Here is a 17,918-nt window from a genome sequence, read left to right on the forward strand (position 1 = left end):
GCCCTCGTCCGCACGGCGAACCCGACCCGAACCGCGCCCCCGCCGAGCCGTCTACGACCGTGCGGCGGCGTCGCCGGTGCTGTCCATCCGGCGCCAGACGGGGAAGACCAGCGGGCAGAGCGTGATCAGCAGGTACGTTCCGCCGAGGAGCACGAGGGCCGCCGTCAGCCCCGCCCGGTCCACCAGGTAGCCGCAGGCGAGGCCGCCGACCGGGGTCGCCAGCAGCACGCCGGCCGCCAGGACGCCCGTCACGCGGCTGCGCAGGGCGTCGGGCACCAGCTCGTACAGCACGGTGGAGACGATCGTGTTGAGGATCCCGGAGGCGACGCCGGCGACGGCCAGCGTGACGCCCAGGGGCAGCAGGCCGGGCGCGAACGCCGCGACCAGCATCCGCGGGCTGCCGCTCACGAGGAGACAGCCGGCGTACAGCGACCAGCGGGGGAGCCGCGGCCCCAGCACCGCGTGCAGCAGCGAGCCGCCGAGCGCGCCCGCCGCGAACAGCCCGGCGAGCAGGCCAAGGTCGACCGACCCGCCGAGGTCGCGTCCGGCGTGCACCGGCAGCAGGACCGACCGCCATCCCTGGTCCAGCCCGTTGGTGACCATGAGCACGGCGGTGAACGCGAGCAGCAGCCGCCGACGGAGCAGGAAGACCAGACCCTCGCGCAGGTCGTCGCGGTACCCGCGCAGACTCGCGGGCGGCCCGTCCCGTCGGGGAGCGGCGGCGGGGACGTGCCGGACACCGAGGGCGACCAGGAGCGCCGAGACGCCGAAGGTCGCCGTGTCCAGGAGCAGCACCGGCCCGGCCCCGAACAGGGCGATCAGCACACCGGCGGCCGTCGCTCCCACCAGCCGTGCCCCCCGGGACGCACCGGTGTACAGGCTCATGGCCCGGGCGAGCGGCACGCCGGCACGGTCGGCGAGGTCCGGCGTGAGCACCTGACGTGCCGTCTCGCCCGGTGCCTGGAACAGCCCGTTCAGCGCCATCAGCACGCACAGCTGCCAGAACCGCAGGGCCCCGGCCCACTGGAGGACCGGGACCAGCCCGACGGCCGTGCCGCACACCACGTCCGACAGCACCGACGCGCGCAGCCGTCCGATCCGGTCGATCACCGGTCCGCCGGCGAGCGCCGACACCGCCAGCGGCAGCATCTGGCAGAAGGCCACCAGGCCCGCCCGGGAGGCGCTGCCGGTGGTCTGCAGGACGAACCACGGCACGCCGATGCCGGCGAGGGCGTTGCCGGTGATCGAGACGAGGTTCGCGGTCAGCAGGGCGCCCAGGGGCCGCCGGTCCGGGACGGTACGGTCCTCGTCGGCCCGGGAGCGGGCGGCGACGGTCATGGGCGTCCTCCGGACGTTCGGCGGGGTCGGTTCCTCGGGCTCAGTGCTTGGGGGTCGGCTCGTCGACGTCGGCTCTCGGGAGGGGGAAGGCGTGCAGGTGGACGCGGGCCGCGACGGCCCCGTCCTCGTCGGCGGCCCGGTCGCGGAAGCTCTGCACGAGTTCGTGCGCCCGGGCGGCGAACTCCCGCGCGAGCTCGGGCGTCAGGTGCAGGGTGAAGTCGCTCATGTCCCAGCTGCGGCGCCACTCCTCGGGCCACTCAGCGGTACTGGCGAGCCACTCGCCCAGCTCCCGGGCGTGGACGGCTGCCACCTCCTTGAGGAACACGTCCATCGCGCCGCGCACCTCGGGGTCGGGGTTCTCCAGGAAGTCCTCCAGCCGGTCGAACCGGTGGCCGCGGTGCTCGGCCCGCCACCAGCGCTCACGGGCCGTGCCGAGTCCCGGGTCCTCCGCGATGAAGCCGTGCACGCCGAGCTGCCGCAGGTGGTAGCTGACCGAGGCGGACGACTCGCCGAGCCGGGCGGCCAGCTTCGTCGCCGTCGACGGGCCGCCCTGCCGCAGCGCGGCGAGCAGCTGCATCCGCAGCGGATGCGCGAGACCGCGCAGGGAACGGGCGTCGAGGCTGCGCACGGCGGGCTGAGGTTCCGTCATGAACGGCACCCTAGCGATTGCCACCATTTCTTTGCAACGAAGTCTTTGCATCTGTGGCGACCGCCGGCCACGACCGTGCGGCGGCCCCCGCCCGGTGTTCTGACTGCCTGTTAGGGTGCGGGGATGGGAGATCCCGGACCGGTGGCCTGGCCGCCCGCGCCGATCGGCACCGAGCGGCTCGTCCTGCGCGGGGCGGAGGCGCGGGACCGTGCGGCGTTCATCGAACTGCTCGCCTCACCGGAGGTGCACACCCACCTCGGCGGTCCCCGGGCGCGGGACGAGCTGGAGCGTGAGACGCCCGAGGTGCCGGAGCGCCGGCCCGGGAGCTTCGTCGTCGACCTCGACGGGGCGATGATCGGCCAGATCCTGCTCAGGAGGGCGACGGAGCACCGCCGCCCGGCCGCCGCGGGCAAGGCCGACCTCGGCTACCTCTTCCTGCCGCACGCGTGGGGACGCGGATACGCCACCGAGGCGTGCACGGCGGCACTCGGCTGGCTCGCCGACGCCCTCCCCGGCGAGCCCGTGGTGCTCACCACCCAGACCGCCAACCTCGGCTCGATGCGTCTCGCGGCCAAGCTGGGCTTCACCGAGGTCGAGCGGTTCGAGGCCTGGGGCGCCGAACAGTGGCTCGGCATGCGCACCCCGGGGACCACCGCTTGATCACAACCGAACACGCTCCCTAATAGGAGCCGTGGAACGGCACCAGCGAGAGCAGTGCGCCGGCGAGGGCGGCGAGCAGGCCGAGCCTGATGCCGCCCCGACCCCCGGCGCCGGACGGGGCGCTGCGCCGGGTCTCCACCGGGGCGGTGTCGATCTTGGCGAGGGCGATCCTGCCGGCGAACTCCGCGCCCGGCCGCCGGCGGACCCGTACGTCCCACGGCCGCTCCGGGTCGTGGTCGACCACGACCGTCCGGCCCGCCCGGTAGTCGTCCAGGTCCATCAGGTTCACCACCGCGGTGGCGTGCGCGCGGTACGCGGAGCTGCCCGTCGGCGCCACCGTCAGGTCCAGCTGCAGCGGGATCTCCGGACCTTCGCCGACTGCCCGGGACGACTCGATCCGGGCCATCGCAGCCTCCGTCCGCACCGGTCCCGCCGCGACCTCCTCCCGTCGCCGGCGGCCCGCGAGCAGCAACGCGAAACCGAGCATCGCCGTCCACGGCGCCAGGTTCGCGCTGATCACGATCATCGGCACACTGGTGTCCGCGATCCCCGCGGCCACCGCCCCCAACTCGCCACCGAACAGCACGCACAACGCCAACCCGGCCCAGTACACCGCGGCTCCCCCCAGTCGTCCGGCGTGCATCGTACCGGCCGCCCGCTGCACCGGATCCGGCCGTGGACGAAGGGCGGAGACACCGCCCGGGAGGCCCTCCGGGCGCGGGCGTCGCCCCTCAACGCCCACTACCACCGCTGGATACTGCGGCAGCTGCCGAGGCGCTTCGACCGCGCGCTTGACGTCGGCTCCGGCGCCGGCGACCTCGCGCGGCTGCTGGCGGGCCGGGCGGAGCAGGTGGTCGGGGTGGACGCGGATCCGGCGATCACCGAGCGGGCCCGGCAGCCGACTCCGCCGGCGGCGCGGGTGGTCTTCACCGTCGCCGATGCCACGACGGGGCTTCCGGCCGGCCCGTACGACGTCGTGACCTGCGTGGCCACCGTGCACCACCTGCCGTTCGCCGAGGCGCTCGCCGAGTTCCGCCGACGCCTCGCGCCCGGCGGGGCACTGGTGATCGTCGGCCTGTCCCGCGCCGACACCCCGGTGGACCACCTGCTCGGCCTCGCGGCCGTCCCGCTCAACGCCCTGACGGGCTACCTGAAGAACCGGGGACGGCCCGCCCCGCGCCCGGTGGCGATGACGGCTCCGACCCGGGCAGCGGAGACGACCTTCCACCGGATCGCCACCGAGGCCCGTACCGTCCTCCCCGGTGCCCGGCTGCGGCGGCGGCTCTTCTGGCGCTACACGCTCGTGTGGCGGAACGGCTGACGACGTGGATCCCCGCACGGACGCCGGCACCGCTGCGCCGGCAGAGGGGCGCTCGACCGGCGCCGTACCGGGGGGGCACTGGAGCAGGCCGTCCGCCGGGGCCACGCCGCCGAGGTGGCCCGGCTGTTGGCGGCCGGGGCCGACCCGGAGCAGCCGATCGGTGAGTACCGCGAGACGACCCCGCTCTGCTCGGCGGCGGCGTCCGGGCACACCGCCGTCGTCCGGGTGCTGCTGGAGGCCGGTGTCCACCCCGATGCCCGGAACCGGCTCGGCCACCTGCCCCTCGTCCTGGCCGCGACGGCGGGCCGGTACGGCCACCCGTCCACCGTCGACCTGCTGCTGGACGCAGGGGCCGACATCGAGGCCCGGACGAGGGGCCGGACGGCGCTCGAATGGGCCGAGGGCTTCGGTCTGGCGGAGACGGTCCGCCGTCTGCGCGGCCGCGAGGCCCAATGCGCCGGGGCTGGGAGCCCTCAGCCTGAGTGAAGGACCCGGAAGCGGTCGGGCGCCGCCGGGTCCCGGTCGACGACCTGGACCGGCGGCCAGGCCCACTGCCGTACGCCGATGCCCGGCACCCGGGAGAACCGGATCGTTCCGCGGGTGCCTTCGACGGCGACGTGCGGCCAGGATCCGGAGACGCCGGTCCGCCCGGTGCCGTGGGTGCGCAGCACCTCGGTCAGGACGGCGATCGTGTCGTAGCCCTCGAAGGCGACGAAGGAGGGTGCCTCGCCCAGTCGTTCGCGGAGGGCCGCCCCGACACGGGTGCCGAGCGGGCCGAGCCGTTCGGGCAGGTAGCGCAGGAACGGGATCGCGGCACCGTCATCGCCCAGCAGCGCCGCCCAGTCGGCGAACTCGGGCTGCCCGGCCGGAGCGCCGATCAGGAACCCGGCGAGGCGCGGGTCGCGGCGGACGGCCCGGACGATCGGCACCGCCGGTTCAGGACTGCCGACCAGGAGGAGGAGCGCCGTGGCGCCCGAGTCGGCGAGTTGCCCGCACAGGTCCGCGGGGGAGAGCGCCCGCATGTCGCACCCGACGACCGTCCCCCCGTGTGCGGCGAGATGGTCCCGGAGGATGCCGGTGCCGGTCGCCCAGTAGACGCTCGGTTCGGTGGCCACGGCGATCCTCCGGTGGCCGGCGCCGACGAGGAAGTCGGCGTAGATCCGCCAGCCGTGGGACTGCGCCGGGGCGAGTCGGGCGACGACGTCGGCCGGCTGCTCGGTGAGCGCGTCGAGGACGGCGGACGAGCAGAGGAACGGCAGGCCCAAGGCGTCGGCCCTGGCCGCGGCGGCGCGGGCGACGACGCTGTGGTACTCGCCCGCGAGGGCGGCCACGCCCAGGCGGCCCAGTTCGTCCACGGCCGCCGCGGCCCGCTGCGGGTCGGCGGCGGTGTTCCGGACGAGCAGTTCGAGCGGCCTTCCGGCGATCCCGCCGGAGTCGTTGGCCTCCTGCGCGGCCAGCTCCAGCCCGGCGAGCAGGTGCCGGCCCGCCTCGACCCAGCCGGGCCGGGTCAGCGGGACGAGGGCGCCGATCCGGACGGGCGGTCCGTCGGTCCGCTCCGGTTCACGTGACGATGCCGGCGTACTCATGCGTGGGCGTCTCCCGGGTGACGGTCCGTCATCCGGGCAGGCTACCCGCCGCCGGGACCGGGCGGTGGCCGGTGGGCCGGGTCGCCGGGTCGGCCTCAGACGGCCGTCGACACGCCGGCGGGCTCGGGCGGCACGTCCGCCGCGGCGAGCCGGAGCCGGCGGTCCCGGAGCCGGGCGAGCGGAAAGTAGAGCAGGAACGAGCCGGCGACGACGACCACGCCGTACGTCACCGCCTGGGTTCCGCTCTCCAGGTACTGCTGCCAGGCGGCCCAGACCGAGATGCCGAGCAGGCAGACCACGATGCCGGCGATGCCGAACATCCCGCCGGGGACGCGGTACGGGCGCTCCAGTTCGGGTTCGCGGACCCGCAGGGCGATCAGGGCGGCGACCTCCAGCAGGATGCCGATGTTGGTGAGGAAGACGTCGAAGATCACCAGGTTGGCGAAGCTGCTGAGGCAGAACAGCGCGTAGACGGCGGCGGAGCCGACGATGGAGACGACGGGCGCCCGGTAGCGCCGGCCCTCCTTGGCCATCCACTGGGGGAAGTAGCCGTCCTGCGCGAGGACCAGCGGCAGCCGCGAGTTGGAGGCCAGTAGGGCGGAGAACATCGCGACGGCGGCGAACATGCCGCCGACGGTGACCGACAACTGGAGCCAGGGCCCGGCGAGTTCGCGGGCGACCTCGGAGAACGAGCCGGCCTCCCAGCCCCGCCAGCCGGCCTCCCCGTCGGCGCCGGTGGCCAGGGCTGCGATCGACGGCAGCAGGTATCCGACCATGATGAGGACGACCGAGACCGCCAGCGCCCTGGGGAGGTGCTTGCGCGGATCCTCCATCTCCCCGGCGACGTTGGACACGCTGTCCCAGCCGGAGTAGTTCCACATCACGATGAACAGGCCGGCGCCGAAGGCCGTCCAGGCGGACTGGTCGGTCGTGGCCGTGGCGGTGGAGACCGGGTTGGTGCCGTCGCCGATCAGCCGGGCGGCGCCGACGACGGTGAGGATCAGCATGGGCGTCAGGCAGATGGCGGCGAAGGCCACCGAGGACTCGCCGACCCAGCCGGCGCCGAGCAGGTTGAGCAGGGTGAAGACGGCGATCACGGCGAGGCAGATGAACCAGTTCAGGTCGAACTGCAGGTGGCCCAGCCGGAACAGCACGTGCCGGCCCGGGGCGACGAAGCCCGCGACGCTCTGCAGGTAGCTGGTGAAGAGCACCGGGTACAGCGCCATGTCGACAAAGCTGCAGATCCACTGGAGCAGGCCCTGCTGGAAGCCCCAGAACCTGCCGAGGCCGCGCTTGACCCAGTGGTAGTACCCGCCCTCGACCGGTATCGCGGTGCCGAGTTCGGCGCAGACCAGCGCGTGCGGAACGCTGTAGATCAGCGGGGTCACCACGATCAGCAGGAGGGCGATGCCAGGCCCCGAGGTGGAGAACAGCTCCTCGATGCCGTACGCGCCGCCCGAGACGCTGAAGAAGATCAGAGCGACCAGCGGGAGCAGGCGCACCCGCCTGGGCTTGCTCAGGGACAGGGCGGTCATCGTCACCTCGGTGGGGGTCGGCCGGCGGATTCACGGTGCCCGGGTCGCCTGGGCGCGCGCCCCAGCCGGCCGTCGACGCGGTGTCGCCGGCGCGGTGGCCCCCCGGAAGATCGGCCGGGCCCTGGCGGCCCGCCGACGTCCCTAGAGTCTCGGGCCCCGGCCCGACCGGGGCAATCGCCCACCCTGGCAGGGAGAGTCGCCGACCTTTGACACTCTGCTGACACCCCGCCAGCGCCCTTGCCGCCGCTCCCCGTGCCGCGGGCCGTCGACGACCGCCCGCACCTCCCCTATCCACGCGTCGAGTTCGCCGCCGAGCGCGTCCCGGGCGGCGGGCCGGTGATGCGGCGGGCCGGTGATGCGGCGGGCGGGGGAGCGGCTCGGGCGGGCCGGCCGGTGACGCGGCAGGCGGGTCAGTGGCGCGCGGTTCGCCGGCCGGCGAGCAGGGCCGTACCGGCCACGGCCGCGACGGCGCCGGCGGCCATCAGCCCGCGGGAGGAGCGCCAGGACAGCACCGACCAGCACGACCGGGCGGAGAGCAGCGAGCCGGTGCTGAGCCAGGAGCCCACCGAGACGAGCGAGAGGGCGGAGCCGATCGAACCGGCCGAGAGAGCGCTGCCGACCGAGCCGACGGAGAGCACCGAGCCCACGGACCCGATCGAGAGCGCCGAACCGGTCGAGGCGATGGACAGTACGGAGTCCTTGGACCAGAGCGACAGCAGCGAGTCCGCGCGGGCGGGCGTGCGAGCGACCATGGCCCGATCGTAGTCCGGGGGAGGCCGTGGGGGCGGTGGAAACCGGTCGAACGAAGCGGACCGGCAGCGGACCGGCACGAGAACCGGACGAACATGTTCGTCACGTTCTTGTTCGTAACGAACATGTTCGTTACAGTGGAGGCATGACCGCACACCCCGATGCCCCGCGCAGCCGCCGCGAACGTCCCGCCAAGCCGGCGCTGAGCCGCTCCGGGATCGTCGCCACGGCCGTCGAGCTGATGCGATCCGAGGGCCTCCAGCGGGTCACCATGCGCCGCCTGGCGCAGGAGCTCGACACCGGCCCCGCCTCGCTGTACGTGTACGTCCGCAACACCGCCGAGCTGCACGCCGCCGTCCTCGACGACCTGCTCGGCTCCGTCGACCTCACGCCCGTCACCACCCCCGGTGACTGGCAGGACCGCCTGGTCCGGGTCCTCACCTCGTACACCGACCTGCTCTTCGCGCACCCCGGTCTCGCCCAGTCCGCGCTGGTCGCCCGCCCCTCAGGCGAGCGCTACCTCGACCTGGTGGAGGCGGTGCTCGCCCTGCTCGCCGAGGGCGGCGTCCCCGGTGACCGGGCAGCCTGGGTGCTCGACCTGCTGCTCCAGTTCGCCACCGCCACGGCCGCCGAGCACGCCCCCCGCGGCGGCGCCCCGAGCGGCGAGGGCGCACGCACCGAGGAGTGGGCCGCGCTCGCCACCGCCCTGAGCGGCGCCGGCGCCGACACCCGCCCGCACCTCGCCGTGCTCGGCACCGAACTGCTCGCCGGCCCCGGCGAGCAGCGGCTCGCCTGGGGGTTCCGCGTCCTGCTCAACGGCGCGCTGCACACCCCGCGCTGAACGACCGCGCGCCGAACCGCCGCGCGCCCTCGTCCGCCCTCGTCCGCCCTGCCCGGCCCCCGTCACCTCAGGAGTTCCGCCATGACCACCACCACCGCCACCCACCACCCGATCACCGTCGTCGGCGCCGGCCTCGGCGGCCTCACCCTCGCCCGGGTGCTGCACGTCCACGGCATCGACGCCCTCGTCCTCGACCTGGACGCCTCGCCGACCGCCCGCCACCAGGGCGGCATGCTCGACCTGCACGAGGACACGGCGCAGGTCGCGCTGCGCGCCGCCGGTCTGTACGAGGAGTTCCTCGCGATCGTCCACCCCGGCGGCCAGGCGATGCGCATCGTCGACCGGCACGGCTCCGTGCTGATGGCGGACGACGAGGGCGACGAGGGCGACCGGCCCGAGGTCAACCGCAACGACCTGCGCCGTATCCTGCTCGACTCGCTGCCCGCCGGCACCGTCCGCTGGGGCGCCAAGGTGACCGCCGCCCGGCCGCTCGGTGACGGGCGGCACGAACTGCGGCTCGCCGACGGCGGCGTCCTCACCACCGACCTGCTGGTCGGCGCGGACGGCGCGTGGTCCCGGATCCGCCCGCTGGTCTCCGCCGCCGTCCCCGCCTACGCCGGCATCTCCTTCGTCGAGACCGACCTCCCCGCGAGCGCCGCCGCCCACACCGCCACGCTCGGCCTCGCCGGCCGAGGCATGATGTTCGCGCTCGGCGACGACCGTGGCATGCTCACCCACCTCGAGAACGACGGCACCGTGCACAGCTACACCGCCCTGCGGGTGCCGGAGGACTGGGCCGCCGGCGTCGACTTCGCCGACACCGACGCCGCCCGGGCGGAGGTCCTGCAGCACTTCGACGGCTGGGACGCGCGGCTGCGCGCGCTGATCGCCGACGCCGAGGGCGCCCTCGTGCCGCGGCCGATCCACGCCCTGCCGATCGGGCACCGCTGGCCGCGCACCCCCGGCGTCACCCTGCTCGGCGACGCCGCCCACCTGATGTCCCCGTTCGCCGGCGAGGGCGCCAACCTCGCCATGCTGGACGGCGCGGAGCTCGCCGCCGCGATCGCCGCCCACCCCGGCGACCCGGAGGCCGCCCTCGCCGCGTACGAGCGGGAGCTCTTCCCGCGGAGCGAGTCCGCCGCCGCGGAGTCCGCCGCCAACCTCGACCTCTGCTTCGCCGCCGACGCCCCGCAGGGCCTGCTGGAGCGGATGGCCGGCTACCGCGCCTCGGCCTGACCCGCGGACGGTCCGCGACGGGGGAGTCCGACGTGATGCCTCGGGGCGGTCCGGCCACCGGAGCCGCGGCGTACGGATGCCTCGGAGGGGGCGCGCGGGGTCACCGCCCGCCCGAAGGCCGGGGGGAGAACCGCGCGCTCCTCCCGACCGCCCTCTCAAGCCGACGCCTGGTCGGCGAGTCGGAGGACCTGGCCGGGGACGATGAGGTCGGGGTCGTCGCCCACGACGTCGCGGTTCAGTTCGTGCAGGGCCTGCCAGCCGCCCGCGACACCGTGGGCCTCCGCGATGCCGGCCAGGTCCTCGCCCTCCTGGACGGTCCACCGGAGCTCGGGGCCGGCGTCGGCGGGCTCCGGTTCGGTGGCTTCCGGTCCGGTGCTCTCCGGTTCGGCGGCCGGTGCGGGCGCGGCCGTCTCCACCCGTGGCGCCCCGGCCGACGCCGCGCCCGGTGCCGCCCCGCGGCCGCCGCAGACCGGCCACGGCTTCAGCCCGCGGCGGGCCGCCAGCCGCTCGGCGACGGCGATCTGCTGCTCCCGGGTGGCGAGGTCGGCCCGCGGTGCGAAGGCCGTCCCGCCGTTGGCCTGCCAGGTGGTCCGGTCGAACTGCAGGCCGCCGAAGTAGCCGTTGCCGGTGGCGAGGTGCCAGCGGCCACCGCTCTCGCAGGCCGCGATCCGGTCCCAGTCGACGCCCCCGCTGCGGGCCGCGGCCGCGGCGTCGGCGTGGCCGACCCCCCCGGTGCAGGCCCAGACCCCTGCCGCACTCAGGACGGCCAGCAACAGGTGCAGCGCACGGCGGTGCAGCGACTCGGTGGACGGCACAGGGCACTCCGGACCTCGGGGACAGGACGGCGGCACCCGCGGGCGCCGCCCTTCCACCGAGACACGGCCCCCGCCCCGATCCGCGGCCGACACGGCGGCGGGATCACCCGCCCGGCCCCGCAGCGGCCCCCGCTCGGCCCACACGCCCACCCGTCCGGCCGCCCGCCGGGCGTGCCGGGTCCGGAACCGCCGACCCGCCGGGCCCCGCGGTCCCCACCCGCACCCCCGCCCACAGGCCGGGGTGCACAGGCGTTTACCCTGAGGGATGAACACGCGTACACCCCTCCCCGCCTGCCGATCAGGGAGCACGATGACCGAGACCGAACCACCCGGCGCCGGACCCTCCGCACCCCCGTACCTCGTCGCCGTCCTCGCCTTCTGCGGCGTCGTGGTGGCCGTCATGCAGACCCTGGTCGTCCCGCTGCTGCCGCACGTCCCGCAGCTGACCGGCAGCACCCCGACCGCCGCCAGCTGGCTGGTCACCGTCACCCTGCTCACCGGCGCCGTCTGCACGCCGCTGCTCGGCCGGATCGGTGACATGTACGGCAAGCGCCGCGTACTGCTCGCCTCGCTGGGCGTGCTGGTGCTCGGCTCGGCGCTGTGCGCGGTGAGCTCCCACATCGGCGTGCTGATCGCGGGCCGCGCCCTGCAGGGCGCCGCGCTGGCCGTCGTGCCGCTGGGCATCAGCATCATGCGCGACGAACTGCCGCCCGCCCGGGTGCTCCCGTCCGTCGCGCTGATGAGCTCCACGCTCGGCATCGGCGCCGCGGTCGGCCTGCCGGCCGCCGCGCTGGTCGTCGAACACGCCGACTGGCACACCATGTTCTGGGTGTCCGCCGGCCTGGGGCTGCTGGACATGGCACTGGTGCTGTGGAAGGTCCCCGAGTCGCCGGTGCGCACCGCCGGACGCTTCGACGTGCTGGGTGCGCTCGGCCTCTCCGCCGTGTTGGTGGCCCTGCTGCTCGCGGTGACCCAGGGCGCGCAGTGGGGCTGGACCTCCGGCCGCATCCTCGGCCTGATCGCCGTCGCCGTGGTGCTCGCCCCGCTCTGGCTGCGCCACGAACTGCGCCACTCCAGCCCGATGGTGGACGTGCGGGTCTCGGCCCGTCCCGCGGTGCTGCTCGCCAACGTGGCCGCCCTGCTGATCGGCTTCGCCTTCTACGCCAACTCGCTGGTCACCGCACAGATGGTGCAGGAGCCGAGGAGCACCGGGTACGGGCTGGGCGCGTCCATCGTGGTCAGCGGCCTGTGCCTGCTGCCCGGCGGCCTGTCGATGGTGGCGCTCTCGCCGGTCTCGGCCCGGATCTCCGCCGCCTTCGGCCCGAAGGTCACCCTCGCGGTGGCGGCGGGCGTGATGGCGGTGGGCTACGTCGTCCGGTTCTTCACCAGCCACCAGCTGTGGATGATCATCGCCGGGGCGACGGTGGTCTCCGCCGGCACCGCCATCGCCTACAGCGCACTGCCCGCCCTGGTGATCCGGGCCGTGCCGGCCTCCGAGACGGGTGCGGCGAACGGCCTCAACACCCTGATGCGCTCGCTCGGCCAGGCCGTCTGCAGCGCCGTGGTCGCCGCCGTGCTCGCCAACCTGACCTTCCAGGTCGGCGGCCGCACCGCCCCGACGCTCCACGCCTACCTGTTGGTCTTCCTGGTCGCCGCCGCGGCCGCGGTGCTGGCCCTGCTGGTGACCCTCGCCCTGCCAGGGCGGCAGCGCGCCGCGGCCACCGGCCCGGCGGACGGCGCGGCCGCGCCCGGCGGACGGGCGCCCGCGGCGGTCGGGGAGCAGCGGGCATGACCGACCCCGCAGCGACCGGCAGCCGGCGGACGATCCTGCGCGCCGCCCGCAGGGCCTTCGCCGTCCAGCCGTACGCGCAGGTCACCCTGCGCGGCATCGCCGCCGAGGCCGAGGTCAGCGCCTCGCTGATCGTCAAGCTGTTCGGCAGCAAGGAGGAACTCTTCGCGCAGACCGCGGACTTCTCCGCGGACCTCGACGAGCTGCTCGACGCCCCGCTCGACCGGCTGGGCCGCCACCTGGTGCTCACCCTGGTCCGCGTCCGTCGGGAGCGCCGCACTGACCCGCTGCTGCGGGTGGTCCTCTCGCTCGGCATGGCCGACGAGCGGACGCTGATCAGGGACCGGTTCCGGGACCAGGCCACCCGCCGCCTCGCGGCCCGACTCGAAGACCCGGAGGCGGAGTTGCGCGCCGAACTGATCCTCGGACAGCTGCTCGGGCTGGGCGCCACGCTGAGCATCCACCGGGACGGCGGCGCCGCTGAGCGGACCGCCCCCGAGCGGATCGCCGACCTCTGCGCCCCGGCCCTGCAACAGCTGATCGACGGCACCTGATCGACGGCACCTGAGCGACGGCGTCCGACCGCGGTGCCCGACCGAGGCACCCCACGCCAGGCCCCGGCGAACCCCCGCCGGGGCCCTCGTGTCGGCGCCGCAGCGCCGGCACGGCGACATCGGCGCCGCAGCGCCCGCACCGCAACCCCGGCACCGCAACGTCCGCACGGCAACGTCGGCACGGCAACGTCGGCAGACCCCACCGCAAGGTCCCCGGCGTGGCACGGCCCGGGCCGCCGGCGCGGCCTACGGTGGAGTGACGGGGGGCGGAGGGAGCATGCCGAGATGGTCCGGACACCGTCCCACCTCACGGTCGTGGTGCTGGCCCAGGCCGGCGGCCCGCTGGTGCGCGTCGCGGGGACGATCGACCGCGAGACCGCGCCGCGGCTGGCCGACGCGCTGCGGCAGCCGTGGGCCTCGCGCAGCTCGCCGCCGACCGTCCGGGTCGACCTCGCGGCCGTGGCGTTCTGCGACTCCAGCGGACTCAACGTGCTGCTGGACGCCGACCGGCAGGCCCGCGACCGGGGCAGCACCCTGCTGCTGGAGAACCTGCCGGACCAGCTGCGCAGGCTGCTGGCGGTGACCGGCACCGACGAGATCCTCACCCTGCGCCCCGCTCCGCCGTCCGGGGGGCCCGCCCGTCCGGCCCCGCCTACCGTGGAAGGCGGGTGACGGGTCCGTGGCCGGTCCGCCCGGCCGCCCGGTGCGCCCGCGAGGGGACGGTGAGGACATGTGCAGATGGCTGGCCTACTCCGGGTCGCCGATCGCGCTGGCGGAGCTGCTCTACAAGCCCCGGCACTCCCTGATCGACCAGAGCCGCCACGCCCGGATGGGCGTCGAGACCACCAACGGCGACGGCTGCGGCGTCGGCTGGTACCCGGACGTCGGCGGCGGCACGGACGACGCCGAGCCCGCGATCTTCCACGCCACCGGACCGGCCTGGAGCGACCGCAACCTGCTCGAACTCTCCCGCTGCGTCCGCTCCCCGCTCTTCCTGGCGCACATCCGGGCCTCCACCGGAACGGCCGTGCAGCAGAGCAACTGCCACCCCTTCCGGTACGGCCGCTGGCTGTGGATGCACAACGGTGCGATCAGCGGCTTCCCGGAGCTCAAGCGCGACCTGGCGCTCACCGTGGACCCGTCGCTGTACCCGTTCATCGAGGGGTCCACCGACTCGGAGCTGATGTTCTACGTGGCGCTGACCCTCGGCCTGCAGGACGACGTGCCGCGCGCCGTCGAGCGCATGATCGGCACGATCGAGGCGGTCGCGCAGCGCCACGGCGTCCCGGACCCGCTGCAGATGACCGTCGCGGTCTCCGACGGCCACCGGCTGTGGGCCTTCCGCTACTCCACCGAGCGCCACTCCCGCTCGCTGTTCTTCAGCACCGACGTCCGGACCCTGCGCACCCTCCACCCGGAGATCGAGGCCCTGCAGGAGGTCGCGGACGGTACGCGGATCGTGGTCTCCGAGCCGCTCGGTGACCTGGAGGGCGCCTGGCACGCGGTGCCCGAGTCCTCCTACGGCGTCGTCGAGGACGGGCACGGCGAGCTGCACACGTTCAGCCCGCTCGTGCCCTGACCCGTTCCTGACCGCGTTCCCGACCGCTCGTCCGTCAGAGCGCCGCGGCGAGGCGCGTGCCCTGGTCGATGGCGCGCTTGGCGTCGAGCTCGGCGGCGACGTCGGCCCCGCCGATCAGGTGCGCCTCGATGCCGAGCCCGCGCAGCTCCTCGTGCAGGTCGCGGCGCGGCTCCTGACCGGTGCAGAGCACCACGGTGTCGACCGGCAGCAGCTGCGGCTCGCCGTCGAGCTCGAAGTGCAGCCCCCGGTCGTCGATCAGCGTGTAGGTGGCGCCGGCGACGGTGGTGACGCCGCGGTGCTTCAGCTCGGTGCGGTGGATCCAGCCGGTGGTCTTGCCGAGGCCGGCGCCGACCTTGCCGGTCTTGCGCTGCAGCAGGTGGACGCGGCGCGGGGAGGCGCTGCGCACCGGCTCGGCGAGGCCGCCCGGGGTGGTGTGGTCGGTGTCCACGCCCCACTGGGCGAAGAAGACGTCGGCGTTGTGGGCGGCCTGCTCGCCCGGGTCGGTGAGGAACTCGGCGACGTCGAAGCCGATGCCGCCGGCGCCGAGGATCGCGACCCGCTCGCCGACCGGTGCCCCGTCGCGGAGCACGTCCAGGTAGCCGACGACGCTCGGGTGGTCGACGCCCTCGATCTCCGGGACGCGCGGGGTGACGCCGGTGGCGAGGACGATCTCGTCGTAGCCCTCGGAGGCGAGCGCCTCGGCGGTCGCCGTGGTGCCCAGGCGCAGCTCGACGCCGCGGGCGTCCAGCTGGTGGCGGTAGTAGCGGACGGTCTCGTCGAACTCCTGCTTGCCGGGCACCTTGCGGGCGACGTTCAGCTGGCCGCCGACGGTGTCGGCCGCGTCGTAGAGGGTCACGGCGTGGCCGCGCTCGGCGGCGGAGACGGCGAATGCGAGGCCGGCCGGGCCGGCGCCGACCACGCCGATCCGCTTGCGCAGCACGGTGGGGGAGAGGACGAGCTCGGTCTCGTGGCAGGCCCGCGGGTTGACCAGGCAGGAGGTGATCTTGAGGCTGAAGGTGTGGTCCAGGCAGGCCTGGTTGCAGCCGATGCAGGTGTTGACGGCCTCGGGGGTGCCGGCGGCGGCCTTGGCGACGAAGTCGGGGTCGGCGAGCAGCGGCCGGGCCATCGAGATCAGGTCGGCGTGGCCGTCGGCGAGGATCTGCTCGGCCAGCTCGGGGGTGTTGATGCGGTTGCTGGTGACCAGCGGGATGCCGACCGAGCCCATCACCTTGCGGGTCACCCAGGTGAAGGCGCCGCGCGGCACCGAGGTGGCGATGGTGGGGATGCGGGCCTCGTGCCAGCCGATGCCGGTGTTGATGATGGTGGCGCCGGCGGCCTCGACCGCCTTGGCGAGCTGCACCACCTCGGCGAGGGTCGAACCGCCGGGGACGAGGTCGAGCATGGAGAGCCGGTAGACGAGGATGAAGTCCTCGCCGACCCGCTCGCGGACCCGGCGGACGATCTCGACCGGGAAGCGCATCCGGTTCTCGTAGGAGCCGCCCCAGCGGTCGGTGCGGTGGTTGGTGGGGGCGGCGATGAACTCGTTGATCAGGTAGCCCTCGGAGCCCATGATCTCGACGCCGTCGTAGCCGGCCGCCCGGGCGAGCTCGGCGCAGCGGGCGAAGTCCTCGATCGTCCGCTCGATCTGCTCGTCGGTGAGCTCGTTCGGGGTGAAGGGGCTGATCGGCGCCTTGAGCGGGCTGGGCGCGACCAGGTCCTGGTGGTAGGCGTACCGGCCGAAGTGCAGGATCTGCATGGCGATCCGGCCGCCGGCCGCGTGCACCGCGTCGGTGACCACCCGGTGCCGGGCGGCCTCCTCCTCGGTGGCCAGCATGGCGCCGCCCTCCCACGGCCGGCCGGCCTCGTTGGGGGCGATGCCGCCGGTGACGATCAGGCCGACGCCGCCGCGGGCGCGCTCCGCGTAGAAGGCGGCCATCCGCTCGAAGCCGTCGGGCGCCTCCTCCAGGCCGACGTGCATCGAGCCCATGACCACCCGGTTGGGCAGCGTGGTGAAGCCCAGGTCGAGCGGGCTCAGCAGGCGGGGGTAGGCGGTCATCCGGGGCCTCCAGGGCGGGGTCGTCGTGCGCCCTTTGTAGACCGCCGGGGGCCACTTGTGCAACTGGGTGCAAAACGTGAGCGCTTTGGCACTGAGTACCTTTACGTGACGGCACCAAGTGCCATACGGTCGCGGGACCGAGCCACCGCCGGGTCCCACCCGGGCAACGGCGCGGCACGATCTCGAGAGGAACGGCATGGGAACAAGTCGAATCGGCGTCGTCGGCTGCGGCCTCATGGGCGCGGGCATCGCGGAGGTCTGCGCCCGTGCGGGCCTGGACGTGCTGATCGCCGAGCACAGCCTCGAGGCCGCCGACCGCGGCCGACAGCGGATCGCCGCATCCATGCAGCGCGCCGTCACCCGCGGCCGGCTCGACGCGGCGGACGCCGAGACCGCCCTCGCGCGACTCACCTTCACCACCCGCATCGAGGACTTCGCCGACCGGCAGCTGGTCGTGGAGGCCGTGGCCGAGGACGAAGCCCTCAAGACCGAACTCTTCGCCGCACTGGACCGCATCGTGGAGGCACCTGACGCCGTCCTCGCCTCCAACACCTCCTCCATCCCGATCATGAAACTCGGCACCGCCACCCGCCGCCCCGAGCGGGTGATCGGCATCCACTTCTTCAACCCCGTACCGGTGCTCCGCCTCGTCGAACTCGTCCCCTCCCTGCTCACCTCGGACGACACGCTCCGGCAGGCCGAACACCTCGCCACCGACCTGCTCGGCAAGACCGTCGTCCGGGCCTGCGACCGCGCCGGCTTCGTGGTGAACGCCCTGCTGATCCCCTACCTGCTGTCGGCCGTCCGGATGATGGAGTCCGGCCTCGCCTCGGCCGACGACATCGACACCGGCATGGTGCTCGGCTGCGCCCACCCGATGGGCCCGCTGCGCCTGGCCGACCTGGTCGGCCTGGACACCGTCCAGGCCGCCGCCGAGGCGATGTACGAGGAGTTCAAGGAGCCCCTGTACAGCCCGCCGCCGCTGCTGCTGCGCATGGTCGACGCCGGCCTGCTCGGCGAGAAGAGCGGCCGCGGCTTCTACGACCACACCGCATGACCCCGCACCGTCCCGCACCGCACCCACGAAATGGAGTGGCCACCATGCCCGAGGCCGTCATCGTCAGCGCCGCCCGTTCGCCGATCGGCCGGGCCTTCAAGGGCTCGCTGAAGGACGTCCGCCCGGACGACCTCACGTCCCAGATCATCGCC

18 protein-coding genes are annotated in these 17,918 nt (G+C 74.6%); 10 read left to right on the forward strand and 8 right to left on the reverse strand.

Annotated features, from left to right (window positions below):
* Window positions 1–51: 51 nt before the first annotated feature.
* Entirely contained in the window at window positions 52–1,338 is a 1,287-nt protein-coding gene (locus IE98_RS0138455; protein WP_052391513.1) for an MFS transporter, read from the reverse strand.
* Window positions 1,339–1,378: 40 nt separating this feature from the next.
* Window positions 1,379–1,987: a winged helix-turn-helix domain-containing protein gene (locus IE98_RS0138460; protein WP_030276971.1), complete on the reverse strand. Its 609-nt coding sequence runs from the start codon at window positions 1,985–1,987 to the stop codon at window positions 1,379–1,381.
* 123 nt (window positions 1,988–2,110) lie between these two features.
* Between IE98_RS0138460 and IE98_RS0138465 the strand changes: the two genes are divergently transcribed.
* Window positions 2,111–2,647 carry a GNAT family N-acetyltransferase gene (locus IE98_RS0138465; RefSeq protein ID WP_030276972.1) on the forward strand — a complete coding sequence of 179 codons (537 nt, stop codon included), beginning with the start codon at window positions 2,111–2,113 and terminating at the stop codon, window positions 2,645–2,647.
* A 19-nt stretch (window positions 2,648–2,666) separates the two neighbouring features.
* On the opposite strand, the gene IE98_RS0138470 is transcribed toward IE98_RS0138465, so the two are convergent.
* Window positions 2,667–3,260: a hypothetical protein gene (locus IE98_RS0138470; RefSeq protein WP_159401188.1), complete on the reverse strand. Its 594-nt coding sequence runs from the start codon at window positions 3,258–3,260 to the stop codon at window positions 2,667–2,669.
* A 24-nt stretch (window positions 3,261–3,284) separates the two neighbouring features.
* Here IE98_RS0138470 and IE98_RS0138475 point away from each other — a divergent pair, with 24 nt between their 5' ends.
* Both IE98_RS0138475 and IE98_RS43775 read left to right on the forward strand, forming a co-directional pair.
* Window positions 3,285–3,968, forward strand: a complete 684-nt coding sequence (locus tag IE98_RS0138475; protein ID WP_234443852.1) for a class I SAM-dependent methyltransferase — start codon at window positions 3,285–3,287, stop codon at window positions 3,966–3,968.
* 78 nt (window positions 3,969–4,046) lie between these two features.
* Window positions 4,047–4,454: an ankyrin repeat domain-containing protein gene (locus IE98_RS43775; RefSeq protein ID WP_078661645.1), complete on the forward strand. Its 408-nt coding sequence runs from the start codon at window positions 4,047–4,049 to the stop codon at window positions 4,452–4,454.
* Here the strand turns inward: IE98_RS43775 and IE98_RS0138485 are convergent.
* The 3 genes from IE98_RS0138485 to IE98_RS0138495 form a co-directional block, all read right to left on the reverse strand.
* A complete protein-coding gene (locus IE98_RS0138485; protein WP_030276980.1) occupies window positions 4,442–5,554 on the reverse strand; it encodes an ABC transporter substrate-binding protein in 1,113 nt (370 codons plus the stop codon). The two genes, IE98_RS43775 and IE98_RS0138485, sit on opposite strands and share 13 nt — an antisense overlap.
* A 95-nt stretch (window positions 5,555–5,649) precedes the next feature.
* A complete protein-coding gene (locus tag IE98_RS0138490; RefSeq protein WP_052391516.1) occupies window positions 5,650–7,089 on the reverse strand; it encodes an APC family permease in 1,440 nt (479 codons plus the stop codon).
* A gap of 410 nt (window positions 7,090–7,499) precedes the next feature.
* Window positions 7,500–7,841, reverse strand: a complete 342-nt coding sequence (locus IE98_RS0138495) for a hypothetical protein (RefSeq protein ID WP_030276984.1) — start codon at window positions 7,839–7,841, stop codon at window positions 7,500–7,502.
* A 143-nt stretch (window positions 7,842–7,984) separates the two neighbouring features.
* Between IE98_RS0138495 and IE98_RS0138500 the strand changes: the two genes are divergently transcribed.
* A complete protein-coding gene (locus tag IE98_RS0138500; RefSeq protein WP_030276986.1) occupies window positions 7,985–8,680 on the forward strand; it encodes a TetR/AcrR family transcriptional regulator in 696 nt (231 codons plus the stop codon).
* Between the two features lie 81 nt (window positions 8,681–8,761).
* Entirely contained in the window at window positions 8,762–9,916 is a 1,155-nt protein-coding gene (locus IE98_RS0138505) for an FAD-dependent oxidoreductase (RefSeq protein ID WP_030276988.1), read from the forward strand.
* A gap of 155 nt (window positions 9,917–10,071) precedes the next feature.
* Here the strand turns inward: IE98_RS0138505 and IE98_RS52420 are convergent, their stop codons facing one another.
* Complete coding sequence (locus tag IE98_RS52420; RefSeq protein ID WP_030276990.1) at window positions 10,072–10,731, reverse strand: transglycosylase family protein; 660 nt, start codon at window positions 10,729–10,731, stop codon at window positions 10,072–10,074.
* 310 nt (window positions 10,732–11,041) lie between these two features.
* On the opposite strand from IE98_RS52420, the gene IE98_RS0138515 reads away from it, so the two are divergent.
* From IE98_RS0138515 to IE98_RS0138530, 4 genes are all read left to right on the forward strand, one after another.
* The gene (locus tag IE98_RS0138515) at window positions 11,042–12,523 is read left to right on the forward strand and encodes an MFS transporter (protein ID WP_052391517.1); all 1,482 of its coding nucleotides are present in this window, start codon (window positions 11,042–11,044) and stop codon (window positions 12,521–12,523) included.
* A complete protein-coding gene (locus IE98_RS0138520; protein WP_030276994.1) occupies window positions 12,520–13,074 on the forward strand; it encodes a TetR/AcrR family transcriptional regulator in 555 nt (184 codons plus the stop codon). Before IE98_RS0138515 ends, IE98_RS0138520 begins: the two co-directional genes overlap by 4 nt.
* A 285-nt stretch (window positions 13,075–13,359) precedes the next feature.
* Window positions 13,360–13,746, forward strand: a complete 387-nt coding sequence (locus tag IE98_RS0138525) for an STAS domain-containing protein (protein WP_052391518.1) — start codon at window positions 13,360–13,362, stop codon at window positions 13,744–13,746.
* Between the two features lie 58 nt (window positions 13,747–13,804).
* Window positions 13,805–14,653, forward strand: a complete 849-nt coding sequence (locus tag IE98_RS0138530) for a class II glutamine amidotransferase (RefSeq protein ID WP_030276999.1) — start codon at window positions 13,805–13,807, stop codon at window positions 14,651–14,653.
* 34 nt (window positions 14,654–14,687) lie between these two features.
* Here IE98_RS0138530 and IE98_RS0138535 read toward each other — a convergent pair whose 3' ends face one another.
* Entirely contained in the window at window positions 14,688–16,709 is a 2,022-nt protein-coding gene (locus tag IE98_RS0138535) for an NADPH-dependent 2,4-dienoyl-CoA reductase (protein ID WP_030277001.1), read from the reverse strand.
* Between the two features lie 196 nt (window positions 16,710–16,905).
* Here IE98_RS0138535 and IE98_RS0138540 point away from each other — a divergent pair, with 196 nt between their 5' ends.
* The gene (locus IE98_RS0138540) at window positions 16,906–17,766 is read left to right on the forward strand and encodes a 3-hydroxybutyryl-CoA dehydrogenase (RefSeq protein ID WP_052391519.1); all 861 of its coding nucleotides are present in this window, start codon (window positions 16,906–16,908) and stop codon (window positions 17,764–17,766) included.
* Window positions 17,767–17,918: the final 152 nt, after the last annotated feature.

The sequence above is a fragment of the Streptomyces sp. NRRL B-24484 genome (genome assembly GCF_000717715.1).
Taxonomy (GTDB): Bacteria; Actinomycetota; Actinomycetes; order Streptomycetales; family Streptomycetaceae; genus Kitasatospora.